Origin of the sequence: Pseudophaeobacter sp. C1-32P7, assembly GCF_041008775.1 — a bacterium.
In the GTDB taxonomy this organism is placed as follows: domain Bacteria; phylum Pseudomonadota; class Alphaproteobacteria; order Rhodobacterales; family Rhodobacteraceae; genus Phycobacter; species Phycobacter gallaeciensis_A.
The window spans coordinates 15,403-31,844 of record NZ_JAXGFR010000016.1 but is presented as its reverse complement, the minus strand read 5'-3'; the positions used below and the strand labels follow the sequence as shown (position 1 = coordinate 31,844).

Here is a 16,442-nt window from a genome sequence, read left to right as displayed (position 1 = left end):
GCAGATCTAGGGCTATGCTTTCAGCTCTTTGCCCATGTCGGTAGCGGAATTCGCCAGTTCCCTGTTCGGATGCGAGGCGAGGGCAGTCAGCGCTTGCTGCATCCATTTCATCACGAAAGGGTCCTCCTTGCCGCAATGGGCAATCGGGGCAAAGCTGCTGTCCAGCAAAAGCTTGGGCGATACTGGCACCATACTGACATGTTCAAACATGCAGTCATCCTCGGTCGGATCTTCGGGGAGCGTTTCCCACAGCAGGCGTTCCAGCCGTCCCATCACCTCAATTGCGGTGCCAGGGTCGTTGACCCCGGGCGACAGGGCCTTTTGCGCGGTCTCGGCCAGCAGCGTCAGGCCAAAAACCGGATCCTGATCGAAACTGCGTACATCGCCGATTTCAATGGCCTTTGCGGCTTCCTTGCAGAGGCTCTCATCGCCGCTTTCTGCCCAAGCGACAGGGCGGCCGCGCAGGACAAAATCACCCGGGGCGCGGTGCATGGTGATATGCGCGCCTGCCTCGGCGGCGATCTCGTTCAGACGCGCCATATCGGCAAAACGCACGAAACCACTGCGCCGGGCCGGAATGGGCAGGGCGCCCTCTGGCTGTTCATCGCTGTCAGCGGGTTTGCCCCCTAGGCAGGGGCGTTTTGCCTGCTGTTTCAGGCTGGTACGGCTACGGGTTTCAATGAGACGCAGGGTGTGGTCCATGCTGCCAAGTCCCGACAAGTGGTCGATCCACCGCAGGATGGCGATGACGATCAGTGCCACGACAAAGATGGTCATGGCAAAGACGACAATGGCGGATTCAGGCGCGTAGACCTTGGCCCGGAACAGGATGATCGCGCACAGCGAATAGACGAACCCGCCGACAAAAGTGGCAAGAACGCTTTGCGTGACCGTGTCTTCGAGCAGCAGTCGGTAGACCCGCGGCGTGGACATCGAAGAGGCGGTCCGGTAGGCGCTGACCATGACGTTGAGCGAAAAGGTCGTTACCGCCAGCATGCCAGAGGCAAGAATGGTCAGGATCGGCAGGACTGCGTCACGCCCGAACCGGTTGCTCAGCCCCTCAGGCAGCATGGGGGTCAGAAGCGGCGCCAATGCCAGAGCGAGCACGGAGCAGAGCGAGATCAGAACCACCCTCAGCCACAGCTGGCGCGTCAGGCGCTGGAAATAGAGCAGTGTTTTCGAGATCATGACGCAGGGCGCAGTCTGCGGGCGCCGGTTGATGCGATCAGATCGTCAAACAGGCTGCGTTCTTGCGCGGTGGTGGGTTGGTGGCGCGGATAACGGGGCGCGTCGCGGTCATCCAGAATAGGCGCGTCCCAGCCATCGGTGGTCGCGACAAAGTCGATCACGCCTTCGCGGCCAAAGACCTGCAGGTATCCCTGAAGCACCACGTCAAGATAGCTCAGCAGGATCGGATGGCGGTTCGACCCCGGTGCTTGGCGCTCAGCCGGAACCGCGTAGACCGAGATTTCCGGCGCGCCGGGCAGGTCGTGGCCCACCGCTTGCGAAGCGAGAACCCGGTCATAGGCGTACTCGCGTTCATCAAGCGCCGCCCAATCCGCGCCGGGAACAGCAGCGATCAGCCCGTCGATGCTATCGCCCGGCGCCGGTTTGGCGGTCAGAAAGGCCACGTCGCGCAGATCGGTATGTGCCCAGGTGCGGCGCCAGCCACTCAGTCGGGCAGGGCGCGGATCGCTGTAATCGTGGGTCGCCGTGTTCACGAGGCTGCCATATCCGAAGAAATACGGAGCGGTCTGGGTCATCTCGGGTCCTCCTTGCCATTTGATCTATGTCAAATCGGGCGCTGAAAAAATATATACTGTAATCTGCATGTTTTGAGGGGTGCAGAACGATGCGAATTACAAAGAGGACGAATATTGCCGTCCGGTTGCTGATGTACTGTGCGGCCAATGCTGACCGGTTGGTGACCAAATCAGAGATCGCAGAGTCCTGCAATATATCAGAAAATCATTTGGCGCAGGTGATCAATCAGCTGAGCCAGCTTGGCTACCTGCACACCCAGCGGGGCCGCAATGGCGGTATGAGCCTGGGGCGAACCGCCACAGAGATCCGGATCGGTGACGTGTTTCGTCATATCGAAGGCGATCTGCCGATGGTGGAATGTTTTGCTGACGCCGATAACACCTGTCCCTTGGTCGATGCCTGTCGGCTGCGGCTGGCCCTTTCGGATGCGGCGCAGGCTTTTTACGAATCCCTCGACAACGTCTCATTGGATTCTCTGATCTGCGACAATCCGGATCTGATGCGCTTGCTGCAACCAGCTACCTGCACCCAGTGATCGCAGTTGCCGCCCCGTTGTCGGGGCAGCTGATCAATCTCGGGCGCGAAGAATGCGGGCCGGGCGTGCCGCCAGCGGACGCAAGGCGAAGGCAAGACCTGCCAGCAGTGTCGTCAGGATCCCGCCGCCGACCACGGCCAGCGCATTCGGCCAGATGATGCTGTAGCTGGTTTCAAACACATAGGAATTCACTGCCCAGGCTCCGGCGATACCTGCCGCCAGCGCCACCATGCCCGCGCCTGCGCCCAGAATGATGGAGCGCAACGCAAAGCTTTTCAGGATCTGCGCGCGTGGTGCCCCGAGTGTTTTCAGCAAAGCAGCCTCGTAGCGGCGGGCGGGTTCTCCGGCGGCTGCGGTGCCAAGCAGCACCAGGAACCCGGTCAGCAGAGTTGCCGCCGCCCCGTATGAAGTCGCCGCTGCCAGCTGGCGCAGGATGTCGGACACCCGGTCCACCGCATCGCGCACCCGGATCGCGGTGATATTCGGCATTTCCTGGGCCAGATCCCGCAGGATCTGCGCCTCGGCCTGCTCTTCGGCATAGACGGTGGCGATATAGCTGTGCGGCGCAGCGGCCAGCGCGGATTCGTTCATGGCAATCACGAAACCCATCCCGGCGGTGGAAAAATCGACCGAGCGGAAACTGGTGACTGTTGCGGTGATGTCGCGGCCCAGTACATTCACCGTCATGGTGTCGCCGATGGCAATGCCCAGCTCTCCGGCCTCTTCTTCGGCCAGGCTGATCTGTGGCGGGCCGTTGTAGTCTTCGCCCCACCATTCCCCCGCAGTGACTTGGGTGTTTTCGGGCTTGGCGCCTGCGTAGGTGAGGCCACGGTCGCCGCGCACCACCCAGTGATCTCCAGCGACTTCGCTGGCGGGCTGACCGTTGATGCCAGTCACGACCCCGCGCAGCATCGGCGCGCTTTCGATACGGCTGACGGCGGGGTCACCTTCGACCCGATCTAGAAAGGCGGGCATCTGATCGCGCTGGATGTCGACGAAGAAATAGGAGGGCGCGACATCTGGCAGGGTGCCGGTGATGGCGCGGCGCATATTGCCGTCGATCTGTCCGATGGCGGCCAGAACAGTCAGGCCAAGACCCAGCGCCAGAACGGCTGGAGCCGCGCCATCGCGGGAGGTGCCAATCGCCGCTAGCGCCCATCGCAGGGCCGGGCGTCCACGGGCAATGCGCGCAGCGCGCCGGGCCAGACCGCCAAGGATCAGCGCGGCCACCATCAGGACGGCCAGCGCCCCGCCCAGGCCGCCAGCGGTCCAGAGCGTCAGCCGCACCGATCCGCTGAACAGGGCCGCCGCGGCCACCAGCAGCGCCAGTGCCAGCGCGGTTGCGAGCACATAACGGGGCGCGGGCAGGCTGCTGCCACCGGCAAAGGCATCGCGGAACAGTGCCGCTGCGCGGATCCGCTCAGCCCGGGCCAGCGGCCAGAGCGCAAAGATGAAGGCGGTCAGCAGACCATAAAGCGCCGCCTCGGCCAGCGCGCCGGGGTAGACTGAGAAGATCGCGGGAAATGGCAGCTGCGCGGCGATCAGCGGCCCCACCAGAACCGGTCCAAGCCCGCCGATCGCCATGCCCATGGCAATGCCCAAGAGCGCCAGCACCCCGATTTGCAGGAAATAGGTGAGAAAGATCACCTGCCGCCCGGCGCCAAGGGTGCGCAGGGTGGCAATGGTTTCGGTCTTGCCCGCCAGAAAGGCACGCACGGCGGCCGAAACGCCGACACCGCCCACCGCGAGGCCGGAGAGGCCGACCAGCACCAGGAACCCGCCCAGGCGCTCTACAAAGGAGGTGATGCCGGGGGCACCATTGCGGGCATCGCGCCAGCGCATGCCGGAATTGGCAAACCGCTCCTCGGCGGCAGCTTGCAGCTGTTCAAGGTTTGCACCGGGGGGCAGATCAAGCCGGTATTTCGAGGAATAAAGCGTTCCTGGCTCTAGCAAACCCGACTGCGCCAGCGCGTCAGTGGCAACAATGGTGCGGGGACCAAGGGTGAAGCCGGATGCCGCCGCATCCGGTTCGTTTTCGATAATGGCCGCGAGGCGCAGATCCTGGGTACCAAGACGGAAGACATCCCCGGGCGCAAGGCCCAGACGATCCGCCAGGACCCGCTCCATCAGACCGCCGGGCACCCCGTTCGATCCCGCCAGCGCGTCTTCCAGCGGAATGTCGGGCGACAGGCGCAGGGTCCCCGTCAGCGGGTAAAGCCCATCGACCGCCTTCACCTGTGTCAGCGCGCGTTCCTCGCCCACTACTGCCATGGAGCGGAAGTCGGCAATTTCCGAGCTGCGCTCAGCGATGGAGGCCATCCAGGCGCGCTCTTCCTCGTTAGCAAAGCGGTAGGTAAAGGACATTTCCGCATCGCCGCCCAGCATGGTGGCACCCTCGCGGGTTAGCCCGGCCTCGATCGAGGCACGGATTGATCCGATGGCGGCGATCACCCCGACGCCCAGCGCAAGGCAGGCCAGGAAAATGCGAAATCCCTTCAGCCCGCTGCGCAACTCACGCAGGGCAAAACGCCAGGCGAGGCGAAGATCTGGAAACTTCATTCCGCGGCCTCATGCGCGGCCCGATCATCCAGCAGATGCCCATCGCGCAGTCGCACGACCCGGTCGCAGCGGGTGGCGAGTTCCGGCGCATGGGTGACCATGATCAGCGTGGCGCCGTAACGGTCGCGCAGGCCAAATAGCAGGTCCATCACGGCGGCGCCGTTGGCCTCGTCCAGATTGCCGGTGGGTTCATCCGCCAGCAGGATCGCCGGGCGCGGCGCCAGGGCGCGGGCCAGCGCCACCCGCTGTTGTTCGCCGCCGGACAGCTGCGCCGGGTAGTGGCCTGAACGGTGGCCAAGACCGACAGCGTCGAGCTCCGCCTGCGCGCGTTCAAAGGCATCCGTAACCCCGGCCAGCTCCAGCGGGGTCGCCACGTTTTCCAGCGCTGTCATCGCTGGGATCAGGTGAAAGTTCTGAAAGACGATCCCCATGTGATCGCGGCGGAAATGGGCCAGCGCGTCTTCGTTCATCGCGGTCAGATCCTGCCCCAGTGCCGTAATGGTACCACCGGTGGCTTGTTCAAGCCCGCCCATCAGCATCAAGAGCGAGGATTTCCCCGATCCCGAGGCGCCGATCATGCCCAGTGTCTCGCCCTTGTGCACATCCAGGGTGATGTCCTGCAAAATACGGACGGGACCGGTATTGCCATTCAGGGTCAAAGACGCATCTTTGAGGTGAAGAACGGGGCGGTTTTGATCTGTCATAAAGGCGGCCTGTTGAATGTGTTCTTTCGGATATGGAGCGATTGTGACAATGCGCAAGGTATGGGTGATAATCGGATTTCTGATCAGTGTCTCTGCGGCCTGGGCCGAACCGGTGCGGATCACGGCGTTTGGCGACAGTCTGGTGCAGGGATATGGCCTGCCACAGGGGGATGGATTCGTGCCCCAGCTGGAACACTGGCTGCAGGCGCACGGCGCCGAGGTCGAGATCACCAACGCGGGCGTTTCGGGGGACACGAGCGCGGGCGGGGCGGCGCGGATCGACTGGACGCTGGCGGATGACCCCGACGCTCTGATCGTCCTTCTGGGCGGCAACGATCTGCTGCGCGGCCTGTCGGCCGAGGAAATGCGCGCCAATTTGAGCAAGATCCTGAGCGCCGCAGAACAGGCCGACACCGAGGTCCTGCTGGTCGGCATGCGGGCGCCCAATAACTATGGACCCGATTATCGGGCCGCGTTCAACGCTGTGTACCCGGATCTGGCCGAGGAGTTCGGTGCCCTGCTGCACCCGGATGCCTTCGCCGGGATTTTTGAACGTGTCGGAGGGGATCCTGCCAAGGCGCAAGAATTCATGCAGGACGACGATATCCACCCAAATGCCGAAGGCGTTCGGGAAAATATCGAGGCGCTAGGTCCGGTCGCGCTGCAACTCGTGGCACGGGTTTCGGGCTGAGCCGACCCTTAACACTGCAGCAAGAACGACCGAGAAAGCAGCCCCCAAGCAGGGAGCTGCGGCATCGTAGCGCTGGTCCGGAGGAATTACCCGGCAGTCAGAGCAGTTGAAGATCCACGGCCGACTCGCGGCCATCACGGCCCGGTTGCAGCTCGTAGGATACTTTTTGGTTGTCTGCGAGGCCGGTCAGGCCCGAGCGTTCAACCGCTGAAATGTGAACAAATACGTCTTTGCCGCCCGCATCGGGGGCAATAAATCCATAGCCTTTGGTTGTGTTGAACCATTTGACGGTGCCTGTGGCCATCGTCTGTACTCCTAAAGTCTAGTCTCAGTCTAACCGCCGGTGCGGTCAGGCGGCCGCATCAGCAGATGGTCACGACCGTGCCTGTAAGGCGTACAGTAATGTCATTCGCGTAACGTCGCAGTAACAGCATTGGCCATCCTGCCCCCATCACGCAAGAAAAACGCGCGCCTTATCTTGGTGGGGATTTTTGCTGTGTGGCTAAAATGCGCCTGTTGCGATGCGCGCGGCGCCTAAAGAACGGTCACGACTGTGCCCAGCGGAACCCGTTCGTAAAGGTCCACCACGTGTTCGTTCAGCATGCGAATGCAGCCGTTGGAAACGGAATGCCCGATGGTGTCCGGCTGGTTGGTGCCATGGATGCGGAAATAGGTGTCGATGCCGTTCTGAAACAGGTAAAGAGCCCGCGCGCCCAATGGGTTATCGGGTCCGCCCGGCTGGATGTACTTGTTGCCTGCAAACCGGCTGTAGGTGCGCGGGCTGCGCTCGATCATTTCCTGCGTCGGCCGCCAGGTGGGCCATTCCTTCTTGGCCTCGATCACCGCGCTGCCGGTGAATTCCAGGCCCGCCCGGCCGACCCCGACCCCATAACGGATCGCCTTGCGGGGCTCTGTCACGAAATAGAGGTAATAGGACCGGGGCAGGACCAGAATTTGCCCGGGGGCGAATTCTTTCTTGATTCTCACGACCTGAGGAGTCGGATCGAAAGCACCCTCAGCAGCGGCAAAACCAGGAAGGGTCGCGGCGAGGGCGGAACTGGCGAGAAACAGGCGGCGTGAAATCATATCGGCCTCATTTACTATGGAACGTTACAGATCAATATTTTGATCTGGTGCTGAATTTGCGTCAATGGGGGCGGGAAGCATGCAGTCAGAGGTGTGATCACAATGACCTGAGGCAGTGATTGACAGTGCATGTGCGCCTCTTGCTGGGGACGGTTTCATTCCTATATGGAATTTTGAATATTTTAGCAGAGGCGCAGCGCCCTCTGCGCCAGACCCCTTTTGAGGAGGATCCTGTCATGGGAGCCAAAACCCTGACCTGCCTGTCCTGCGCCCAACTGAATCGGGTGCCCGAGGAGAAACTGACCGCAGGCGCCAAGTGCGGCACCTGTGGCGCGGCTCTGATCCCGGATGCGCCGCTGGATATCGATCCGGCCATCCTGCAAAAGGCGGCCAAGAATGACGACCTGCCGCTGGTGGTGGATTTCTGGGCGCCCTGGTGCGGCCCCTGCCGGATGATGGCGCCGGAATTCTCCAAGGCGTCGAAAAAACTGGCGGGCAAGGCGCGGCTGGTGAAGCTGAACACCCAGGATCACCAGTCCACCGGGGCGCGCTATCGGATTCGCGGTATTCCGACCATGGTCGCCTTTGAGCGTGGCCGCGAGAGCAAACGCCAGTCAGGCGCGCTAAGCGAAGGTCAGATTGTGGGGTGGGTGCAAAGCCCGGCGTAACGGTCGCCTAAGCGGGCTGCGTTCGAGGCTGGACGCAGCGTTCAAGCCTCGGCCGTCGCCTCGTCAGTCAGGTGCGGTGCATCAGCAAGATTGCGCAACAGCACCGCGATCGTCAGCACCAGCGCTGTTGCAATGCCGACGCCGGAGTAGACCAGAAGGCTGGTCCAGACGGAATGGCCCAGTACAACAAGGCTGAACAGCGCCGAGAAGAAACCGGTCAGCGTTCCCATCATGATGCCTGCAAGTGCCATGTCTTCTCCTGTTTCCGGGTGGATCGACGAAAGGAAGATACCTCAGCCCGTGTCTTTCACTACAGACAATAGTTCTTAAGATTTTGTTTAAATCTGGATGGGTCTGCGGCGACGCTGTGAAAATTCCACGGCAGGTCGGGTCGGTTCCCGCGGGGGCAAACTGTCTGTGGGACTGTCTAAGGCTTAAATGGGCGGAGCTCTTCGCAGATGTCAGTCCTTGAAGTGTACCAGTTGTGATCTGTCCTACGGGACGTGGGTGCGAGCCGCACGGCCCACGCCTGACCTTCCCCGTGGGAAGGCGCTTTCGCACCTCCCCAAGGTCAGACCCGGGCCTGCCATATTGACAGACCCGGCCGAGGTTTAGCGCACAAACTTCTTGTGCTTCAGGCGCTTGGGTTCCAGCGCGTCGGCGCCAAGGCGGCGTTTCTTGTCTTCTTCGTAATCTTCGAAGTTGCCCTCGAACCACTCCACATGCGCATCGCCTTCAAAGGCCAGGATGTGGGTACAGATCCGGTCGAGGAAGAAACGGTCGTGCGAGATGACAACCGCGCAGCCCGCGAAATCCACCAGCGCGTCTTCGAGCGCGCGCAGGGTTTCCACGTCCAGATCGTTGGTCGGTTCGTCGAGCAGCAGCACGTTGCCGCCTTCTTTCAGCAGCCGGGCCATGTGCACGCGGTTGCGCTCACCACCGGATAGCAGGTTCAGCTTTTTCTGCTGATCGCCGCCCTTGAAGTTGAAGGAGGAGCAATAGGCGCGCGAGTTCACCTGTGCATCGCCCAGTTCGATGACCTCGGCGCCGCCAGAGATCGCTTCCCAGACGGTTTCATTGTCATTGAGATCATCGCGCGACTGATCGACGTAGGAAAGCTTTACCGTATCGCCGAATTCGACGCTGCCATCGTCGGGCTGCTCCTGCCCGGTCAGCATGCGGAACAGGGTTGATTTACCGGCGCCGTTGGGGCCGATCACGCCGACGATGCCACCCGGGGGCAGCGAGAAATCCAGCCCTTCGATCAGCTGCTTGTCGCCATAGTGTTTGGACAGACCATGGACCTCGATCACCTTGGAGCCAAGGCGCGGACCATTGGGGATGACGATCTGGGCGCGGCCGACCTTTTCGCGTTCGGACTGGTTCGCCATCTCGTTATAGGCTGCGATACGGGCCTTGGATTTGGCCTGGCGTGCCTTTTGTCCCTGACGCATCCATTCCAGTTCGCGCTCCAGCGTTTTCTGCTTGGATTTGTCTTCGCGGGCTTCCTGCTCCAGCCGTTTGGCCTTCTGCTCCAGCCAGCTAGAATAGTTGCCTTCCCAAGGCACACCGGCGCCGCGGTCCAGCTCCAGAATCCAGCTGGTGATGTCATCGAGGAAATAACGGTCGTGGGTGACGCAGAGGATTGTGCCTTTGTAATCAATGAGGTGCTGTTGCAGCCAGGCGATGGTTTCGGCGTCCAGGTGGTTGGTCGGTTCGTCAAGCAGCAGCATGTCCGGCGCTTCGAGCAGCAGTTTGCACAGGGCGACCCGGCGTTTTTCACCGCCCGAGAGGGTTTTCACATCTGCGTCATCCGGCGGGCAGCGCAGCGCCTCCATCGACACGTCAATCTGGCTGTCCAGATCCCAGAGGTTCTGGGCGTCGATCTCGTCCTGCAGCTTGGCCATTTCCTCGGCGGTCTCATCCGAGTAATTCATGGCCAGTTCGTTGTAACGGTCCAGAATGGCTTTCTTTTCCGCAACACCCAGCATGACGTTTTCACGCACCGACAGGCTTTCGTCCAGCTGCGGTTCCTGCGGCAGATAGCCCACTTTGGCGCCTTCTGCGGCCCAGGCCTCACCGGTGAAATCCTTGTCGATCCCGGCCATGATGCGCAGCAGAGTCGATTTACCGGCGCCGTTGACGCCGACGACACCGATCTTCACGCCGGGCAGAAAGGACAGGTGGATGTTTTCAAAGCATTTCTTGCCACCGGGGTAGGTCTTGGAGACTCCCTGCATGTGGTAGACGTATTGATAGGCGGCCATGTGACTGCTCCATAATCGGGGAAATTCGCTGCCCGGTGTGATAGCGGATGGGCAGGGAAGGAGCAATCGGGTAGGCGCGCGGGGCTGAGGCTCTGACACGCACAGCATCTTGGAGGTGTGCATAAACCATCAGTGCAACGCTCTAATGCGCGGTTTGCCTCACCTGGGAAGGACCCGCGTCCGAACCGAGGGGCGCAGCCAATTGATTTCCCCGCAGAACTATGCGCATCAAGCGGCCATGACCTGTGGATTTCCATATCTTCGGCCCGGCATGCGCGTGGGGCTGCTTGGCGGCTCCTTTGATCCGCCGCATCGGGGGCATGTGCAGATCAGTCTTGCGGCGCTGAAACGGCTTGGGCTGGATCGGATGCTCTGGCTGGTGTCGCCCGGTAATCCTCTCAAATCCCGTGCCCCGGCCACGCTGGAGCGGCGGGTCGCGGCGGCGCGGGAGATGATGCAGCATCCGCGGATCGAGATCAGCGATATCGAGGCGCGCCTTGGCACGCGTTACACGGCGGAGACCCTGCGGCATCTGCGGTCGCGTTATCCCGGCGTGCGATTTGTTTGGCTGATGGGGGCGGACAACCTCACCCATTTTCACCGCTGGAAGGACTGGCGAGAGATCCTTGAGACGGTGCCGGTCGGGGTGCTGGCGCGTCCCGGCGACCGGATCTCGGCGCGGCTGTCTCCGGCTGCGAAGATCTATGGGCAATACCGGCTGAAAAGCAGCCAGAGCCACCTGCTGGCCGGGGCCGAGACTCCTGCCTGGTGTTTCCTCAATGTGCCCATGGTCGATACCAGTTCGACGGAAATCCGCGCACGAGGGGACTGGTCAGCGTCGTAGGCTGGCCGAGGCAATCCCGGCGCTGATCACCACCAGAAGCCCGGCCCATGTTAGAAGGTCCGGCAACTGGCCGAAGACAGCCCAGCCCAGCAGCACCGCCGCGATCAGCTGGAAATACACCGTGGGCGCGAGACGCGAGGCCTCGCTCCGGCTATAGGCATAGAGCAGCAATAGGTTACCCAGCATTGAGAAGGTCGCGCTTCCGACGGTCAGCGCGGCGGTGGACAGGGTCACCTCGGGCAGGTTCGAAAGGCCAAGCGGCAACAGGAACAGCGCGCTGAGTAGGAGCTGGGTGAAGCTCAACTCGACCGGTTTGCCGATATGGGCCAGCCAGCGCGACGCCGTCAGGAAACAGCCGTAGAAACAGCCCGCCAGAACCGCATACATCAGATTGGCCGAGCCACCGAAGCCGGGGCGGACCACCAGAAGCACACCGCAAAAGCCCGCGCCCATCAGGATTGCGCGCAGCGGCGTGGTACTTTCCCGCAAAAGGGTCACGGACAATACATAGCTGATCACCGGCCCGATGAAGAAGGCGGCAAAGACATCGGCGATCGCCTCGGTCTGCAGGGCCGTCTGGATCGACAGGATGCCGCCGGTGATGAGGCTCGCGCGCAGCCAGATCCGCCAATCCTTCAGCAGCCGCAGGCTGCCCCGGGGGGGCAAAGGGCAGCACCAGCAGCGCACCGATGGCAAAACGCGACCAGGCCACGAACCCGGGTGTTGCCAGACCGCTGCTGGTCAATAACTTCCCGCAAAGATCCCCGGCGGGGATCATTGACATGGCGATGAACATGATAGTGACTGCTTGGAACATGGGGGCCAGCGGTAGCAGGCAGGGCACGGAGGCGAAACAGAAAAAGCCGCCCGGGTTTGTCGTTTGGCAGTTTTTATAAGACACTGACAGATATGATATCGCGACGAAAATTCCTTGGCGCCGGGATGGCGGCGCTAGCTGGATCTGCAAGCTGGGCCAATGCGCCGACAGTGTCCCTGCGTCCTGTAGCTCGGACACAAGAACGGACCGCTGCGGCGGTGGCGGATCTGGAGACGGTGCTTGCGGGCTCTGGCCTGCAGGGCAAGGTTGCCTGCGCGGTGGCGGATGTCAAAACCGGGGCGCGGCTTGAATCGCAAGCGGGCGCGGCCGGGCTGCCGCCGGCCAGCGTCGCAAAAACCCTGACGGCGCTTTATTCGCTGGATGTGCTGGGGGCTGAACACCGGTTTACCACCCATATTCTGGCCGCAGGCCAGATCCGCAGTGGCGTGCTGCATGGTGATCTTATCCTTGCTGGTGGCGGCGATCCGATGCTGAACACCGACCATCTTGCGCAGCTGGCGCGTAGCATGAAGGCCGCGGGCCTGCGTGAGGTGCGTGGCGATTTCAAAGTCTGGGATGGCGCCTTGCCACAGGTGCAGTCGATCGATCCGGAGCAGCCGGATCACGTGGGTTACAGCCCGGCGGTGTCTGGCATCGCGCTCAATTTCAACCGTGTTCATTTCGAATGGAAACGCGGGGCCAAGGGCTGGTCCGTCAGCATGGATGCCCGCACCGAGAAATACCGCCCCGAAGTTGCCATGGCGCGCATGGCGGTGAAGAACCGCGCCCTGCCGGTCTATACCTATGCGGACCGGGGCGGCGCCGATACATGGACAGTGGCCAGTCAGGCGCTGGGCAATGGTGGTTCGCGCTGGTTGCCGGTGCGGCGTCCGGCGGAATATGCAGGGGATGTGTTCCGGACCCTGGCGCGGTCGCACGGTATTGCCCTGCGCAAGGCCAAGGTCACGCAGAGCCTGCCGCAGACGCAGGTTCTGGCCCAGCATCAGAGCCCGCCGCTGAGTGTGATGCTGAAGGCGATGCTGAAGTATTCCAACAATCTGATGGCTGAAATGATCGGCATGTCGGCGACAGCAGCAGCGGGTAATCGTCCCGGATCGCTGCGGCAGTCCGCTGCCCAGATGAGCGATTGGGCAGCGCGTAAATACGGTATGAAAGACAGCCGGTTGGTGGATCATTCGGGCCTTGGCGATGCCTCGCGGATGACGCCGGATGATCTGGTCACGGTGCTGATCGCGGCCCATGGGGCAGGGCAGCTGAAGCCCCTGCTGAAACCGTTTCCGATGCGGGACCGCAAAGGGCGGGTCTTGAAATCTCATCCCATCAAGGTGCTGGCCAAGACCGGGACCCTGAATTTCGTCTCGGGGCTGGGCGGTTTCATGACGGCTGCCGACGGTACCGAGCTGGCCTTTGCGATCTTTGCTGCTAACACCACGGCCCGGTCACGGATCAAACGCGCCGACCGCGAGCGCCCGCCAGGCGCGCGTGGATGGAACCGCAAGGCGAAAGCGCTGCAACAGATGCTGATCGAGCGCTGGGGCAGCGTTTACGGAAGTTGACACTGGGGCCTTCCCAAAAGGCCGATGGTGTCCCGCTTACAATGAAAAACGCGGCCCCTATTGGGCCGCGTTTTTTTATCCTTGAGGAGTGGGCAGGGATCAGAAGTCTTCCCAGCCTACCGCCACTTTCGCAGGCGGCTCGTCCGCAAAGAAATCGTCGTTCTCGCTGCCGGGTGCCGGGTGGGCCGAAGGCGCGGGCATCGTTGCGATGCTGGCCACGGGGCGACGACCGCCCCCGGTGTTGAAGACCGAGACATGCCGGGCCAGTTCGTTGGCATCGTTGCGCAGGATCTGGGCTGCGGCGGTTGCCTCTTCGACCATGGCGGCGTTGTGCTGGGTGACCTGATCCAGCTGGGTGACGCCGGTGTTGATCTCGGCCAGTGTTGTCGACTGTTCCCGCGCGCCGCCGGCGATCTCGGAGATATGGCCGGAGATGGTGCCGACGCGGTCGATGATCTTCTTCAGCTCGTCACCGGCCTTGCCGACAAGATCAACGCCCTTGTTCACATGCTGGGAACTTTCGGCGATGAGGCCCTTGATCTCCTGAGCAGCATCCGAGGAACGCTGCGCCAGGGCACGTACTTCCGAGGCAACGACGGCAAAGCCACGGCCTGCTTCGCCTGCACGGGCGGCTTCCACCCCGGCGTTCAGCGCCAGAAGGTTGGTCTGGAAGGAGATATCGTCAATGACCGAGATGATCTGCGAGATCTTTTCGGAAGAGGTTTCGATCTGGGACATCGCGTTGACCGCATCGGTCACCACCTTGCCGCTTTGCTCGGCGGTGGATTTCGCCTCGGTCACGATGGTTTCAACTTCCTTGGCGCCATCGGCGGCCGAGCGGACGCTGACGGTCAGCTCTTCCATGGCCGCTGCAGTCTCCTCCAGCGTGGCCGCTTGGCTTTCGGTGCGCTGCGACAGATCGCTGGACGACTGGCTGATTTCCTCGGAGTTTTCCCGGATGCGGGTCGAATTGTCGATCACTGCGTCGATGATGCCGACCATCTTTTCCACGGTGGCATTGTAGTTCTGGCGCAGGCTTTCGTATTCGGTGGCAAAGGGCGTGTCGATGGTCTTGCTCAGATCGCCTTCGGACATGTCCTGCAGCGCCACGTTCAACGTTTCGACGACCTTTTTCTGCTCAGCCTGGGCCACCTTGCGCTGCTCTTCCACCTCACGGGCGGCGGCCAGTTGGGACTTCAAATGATCCAGCGTCTGGGCAATCCGGCCGATTTCGTCGCGGCGGTCCAGGTGGCTGACTTCGGTGTCGTAATCGCCGTCGGCAATCACGTCGATCGACTTGGTGACGCTGCTGAGCGGGCGCGACAGGATAGAGCGCAGTGCAAAGACCGATAGTGTACACATGATCACAAAGGCGGCAATCGCGAAGACCATGGACATCATTTCGTCAAAGGCGGCTTCGGCAAATGCCACCTCGGGCGACCAGAGCATTGCGACAGAGCCCACAATGACGGATCCATCGGCCCCGGCCGTCGCGGGAGCAGCAACATAGTAACCGTCCGCCGACATTTCCGTCTGACCAGACTGGGCCGAGGCATGGCCGAGCTCGCTCAGCTTTGCCAGGTCGGCTTCGCTGATTTCTCCACCGGTTGCAACGACCTTGCCATCCTTGTTTACGGCAACCCCTGCCAGGGCGCGGCCATCGGACAGTTCGATCAGTTTCTCGATATCAGCCGACAGCCGGTCCGAGTCCCCAAACCGGATGGCGCCGCCACTGCGGGCTGCCACGGTGATTGTGACCCCGCTGCCCAGCGTGCGGACGCCCTTTTCAACGGCGGCCTTGAAGGTCTTCTCGTTCTTGTAGGTCAGCGATCCGGCTACCACCAGAGTGGTTGCCGCGATCAACAGGCAGCATTTCATGAATACCGACATGCCTTTGAACAGGGATATCGAGGGAAGACGGACTTTCATTTGTGCACCTTTCGATCTTTTGCAGTGCGTGGAACGCGCTGGATTACATCAGCGATTCAGCGTCAACAGCCACCGTCATTGCCCCGATCGGAGCGCCGGTTGCGGGATCCACAATGGTAAGCGAGATTTGCGCCTGATAGCTTTGGGTAGATGCATCAAGCTCGACATCCCCGAAGTGCGCGGCATCCGGGCCGACGGGGTAGGTCTGCTGGAACTTGGCCTCGTCGCCTTGCCACATGTCAGAGGTCGCCGCCGAGGAAGCCACGTTCAGCCCATGGGCATCCATGACGAAAACTTCGGTGATCTGGCCACCCGATTTTACCACCTGCTCGCGCAGGAAGTCGGCGGCGGCATTCTCCAGCACAGGCGTGATCGTCGGTGTGGAGGCGGTCCCCACTTCGGCGCGCCAAGCTGTGTCCATGGCATCGATCTGAGCCTGCGAATAGCCGGAAGTTCGGGCGTTTTGCCCGTTGATGGCATCAATCAGAACCGGGGCGGTTGCCCAGTCACGGATGCTATTTTCCAGATACGCTTTCATGCTTGGCTCAAAGTCGTTGGCCCAGACGGGCGACAGAACAAGGGAAAACAGGGCGGAACAGGTAACTATACGCATTGGATACTCTTTGCTGTGATTTAGGTCGGGATGCAGACCATGATCGACGCTAGGTCCAAGGGTTTACGGATGAATTAACGGTGCAGTGAGGGTCCCGGGCGGCCTTTGGGCCAGGTTTTGAAGGGAAATTCTGCGTTGCAGCGACTGGTCAGGGGCGTTCCTGCGAAATGCAGCAAGCCTCTGAATTACATTCAAAATCACGATTGTGTGACAGGGCGCAGTAAGGAAGACACAGCCTTGAAACAGGGGGAAGGGAAGCGTGTGCAGGCGGGCATTGGAGATAACAAGCTTAAAATTGTAAGTGTTATCTCGCGGTTTTCATGGCGTTTTTGATGGTTGAATATTGACGGCACAGGGGCGGCTACCCGCCGATTCCATTCATGGCATC

The 16,442-nt window shown here is 61.6% G+C and carries 17 protein-coding genes; 6 read left to right on the top strand and 11 right to left on the bottom strand.

Annotated elements, in window-relative coordinates; all coding sequences use genetic code 11:
* Window positions 1-12 precede the first annotated feature (12 nt).
* Complete coding sequence (locus tag SM763_RS18955; protein WP_274839484.1) at window positions 13-1,188, bottom strand: DUF2254 domain-containing protein; 1,176 nt, start codon at window positions 1,186-1,188, stop codon at window positions 13-15.
* Window positions 1,185-1,763: a gamma-glutamylcyclotransferase family protein gene (locus SM763_RS18950; protein ID WP_368999427.1), complete on the bottom strand. Its 579-nt coding sequence runs from the start codon at window positions 1,761-1,763 to the stop codon at window positions 1,185-1,187. The genes SM763_RS18955 and SM763_RS18950 overlap by 4 nt, the downstream gene beginning before the upstream one ends.
* Window positions 1,764-1,852: 89 nt before the next feature.
* Between SM763_RS18950 and SM763_RS18945 the strand changes: the two genes are divergently transcribed.
* The gene (locus SM763_RS18945) at window positions 1,853-2,299 is read left to right on the top strand and encodes an RrF2 family transcriptional regulator (protein WP_368999426.1); all 447 of its coding nucleotides are present in this window, start codon (window positions 1,853-1,855) and stop codon (window positions 2,297-2,299) included.
* 33 nt (window positions 2,300-2,332) lie between these two features.
* Here the strand turns inward: SM763_RS18945 and SM763_RS18940 are convergent, their stop codons facing one another.
* Window positions 2,333-4,858, bottom strand: a complete 2,526-nt coding sequence (locus SM763_RS18940; protein ID WP_368999425.1) for an ABC transporter permease — start codon at window positions 4,856-4,858, stop codon at window positions 2,333-2,335.
* Complete coding sequence (locus tag SM763_RS18935) at window positions 4,855-5,562, bottom strand: ABC transporter ATP-binding protein (RefSeq protein ID WP_368999424.1); 708 nt, start codon at window positions 5,560-5,562, stop codon at window positions 4,855-4,857. The genes SM763_RS18940 and SM763_RS18935 overlap by 4 nt, the downstream gene beginning before the upstream one ends.
* 49 nt (window positions 5,563-5,611) lie before the next feature.
* Here SM763_RS18935 and SM763_RS18930 point away from each other — a divergent pair, with 49 nt between their 5' ends.
* Window positions 5,612-6,253, top strand: a complete 642-nt coding sequence (locus SM763_RS18930; RefSeq protein WP_368999423.1) for an arylesterase — start codon at window positions 5,612-5,614, stop codon at window positions 6,251-6,253.
* 97 nt (window positions 6,254-6,350) lie between these two features.
* On the opposite strand, the gene SM763_RS18925 is transcribed toward SM763_RS18930, so the two are convergent.
* Both SM763_RS18925 and SM763_RS18920 read right to left on the bottom strand, forming a co-directional pair.
* Window positions 6,351-6,557 carry a cold-shock protein gene (locus SM763_RS18925; RefSeq protein WP_065272777.1) on the bottom strand — a complete coding sequence of 69 codons (207 nt, stop codon included), beginning with the start codon at window positions 6,555-6,557 and terminating at the stop codon, window positions 6,351-6,353.
* A gap of 230 nt (window positions 6,558-6,787) precedes the next feature.
* The gene (locus SM763_RS18920; RefSeq protein WP_065272778.1) at window positions 6,788-7,339 is read right to left on the bottom strand and encodes a L,D-transpeptidase; all 552 of its coding nucleotides are present in this window, start codon (window positions 7,337-7,339) and stop codon (window positions 6,788-6,790) included.
* Window positions 7,340-7,575: 236 nt separating this feature from the next.
* Between SM763_RS18920 and trxC the strand changes: the two genes are divergently transcribed.
* Complete coding sequence (gene trxC, locus SM763_RS18915; RefSeq protein ID WP_274831238.1) at window positions 7,576-8,007, top strand: thioredoxin TrxC; 432 nt, start codon at window positions 7,576-7,578, stop codon at window positions 8,005-8,007.
* 41 nt (window positions 8,008-8,048) lie between these two features.
* Here trxC and SM763_RS18910 read toward each other — a convergent pair whose 3' ends face one another.
* Together SM763_RS18910 and ettA are read right to left on the bottom strand one after the other, a co-directional pair.
* Complete coding sequence (locus SM763_RS18910; protein WP_065272780.1) at window positions 8,049-8,258, bottom strand: hypothetical protein; 210 nt, start codon at window positions 8,256-8,258, stop codon at window positions 8,049-8,051.
* A 360-nt stretch (window positions 8,259-8,618) separates the two neighbouring features.
* Window positions 8,619-10,274: an energy-dependent translational throttle protein EttA gene (gene ettA, locus SM763_RS18905; RefSeq protein ID WP_368999422.1), complete on the bottom strand. Its 1,656-nt coding sequence runs from the start codon at window positions 10,272-10,274 to the stop codon at window positions 8,619-8,621.
* 238 nt (window positions 10,275-10,512) lie between these two features.
* Here ettA and SM763_RS18900 point away from each other — a divergent pair, with 238 nt between their 5' ends.
* A complete protein-coding gene (locus SM763_RS18900; protein ID WP_368999421.1) occupies window positions 10,513-11,118 on the top strand; it encodes a nicotinate-nucleotide adenylyltransferase in 606 nt (201 codons plus the stop codon).
* Here SM763_RS18900 and SM763_RS18895 read toward each other — a convergent pair.
* A complete protein-coding gene (locus tag SM763_RS18895; protein ID WP_368999420.1) occupies window positions 11,107-11,784 on the bottom strand; it encodes a DMT family transporter in 678 nt (225 codons plus the stop codon). The genes SM763_RS18900 and SM763_RS18895 overlap by 12 nt on opposite strands.
* Before the next feature lie 23 nt (window positions 11,785-11,807).
* Here SM763_RS18895 and SM763_RS18890 point away from each other — a divergent pair, with 23 nt between their 5' ends.
* Entirely contained in the window at window positions 11,808-12,014 is a 207-nt protein-coding gene (locus SM763_RS18890) for a hypothetical protein (protein ID WP_368999419.1), read from the top strand.
* A 13-nt stretch (window positions 12,015-12,027) separates the two neighbouring features.
* Window positions 12,028-13,512: a D-alanyl-D-alanine carboxypeptidase/D-alanyl-D-alanine endopeptidase gene (gene dacB / locus SM763_RS18885; RefSeq protein ID WP_368999418.1), complete on the top strand. Its 1,485-nt coding sequence runs from the start codon at window positions 12,028-12,030 to the stop codon at window positions 13,510-13,512.
* 99 nt (window positions 13,513-13,611) lie between these two features.
* On the opposite strand, the gene SM763_RS18880 is transcribed toward dacB, so the two are convergent.
* Window positions 13,612-15,441: a methyl-accepting chemotaxis protein gene (locus tag SM763_RS18880; RefSeq protein ID WP_065272784.1), complete on the bottom strand. Its 1,830-nt coding sequence runs from the start codon at window positions 15,439-15,441 to the stop codon at window positions 13,612-13,614.
* A 43-nt stretch (window positions 15,442-15,484) separates the two neighbouring features.
* Window positions 15,485-16,054, bottom strand: coding sequence for a hypothetical protein (locus SM763_RS18875; RefSeq protein ID WP_368999417.1), 570 nt, complete (start codon window positions 16,052-16,054; stop codon window positions 15,485-15,487).
* Window positions 16,055-16,442: the final 388 nt, after the last annotated feature.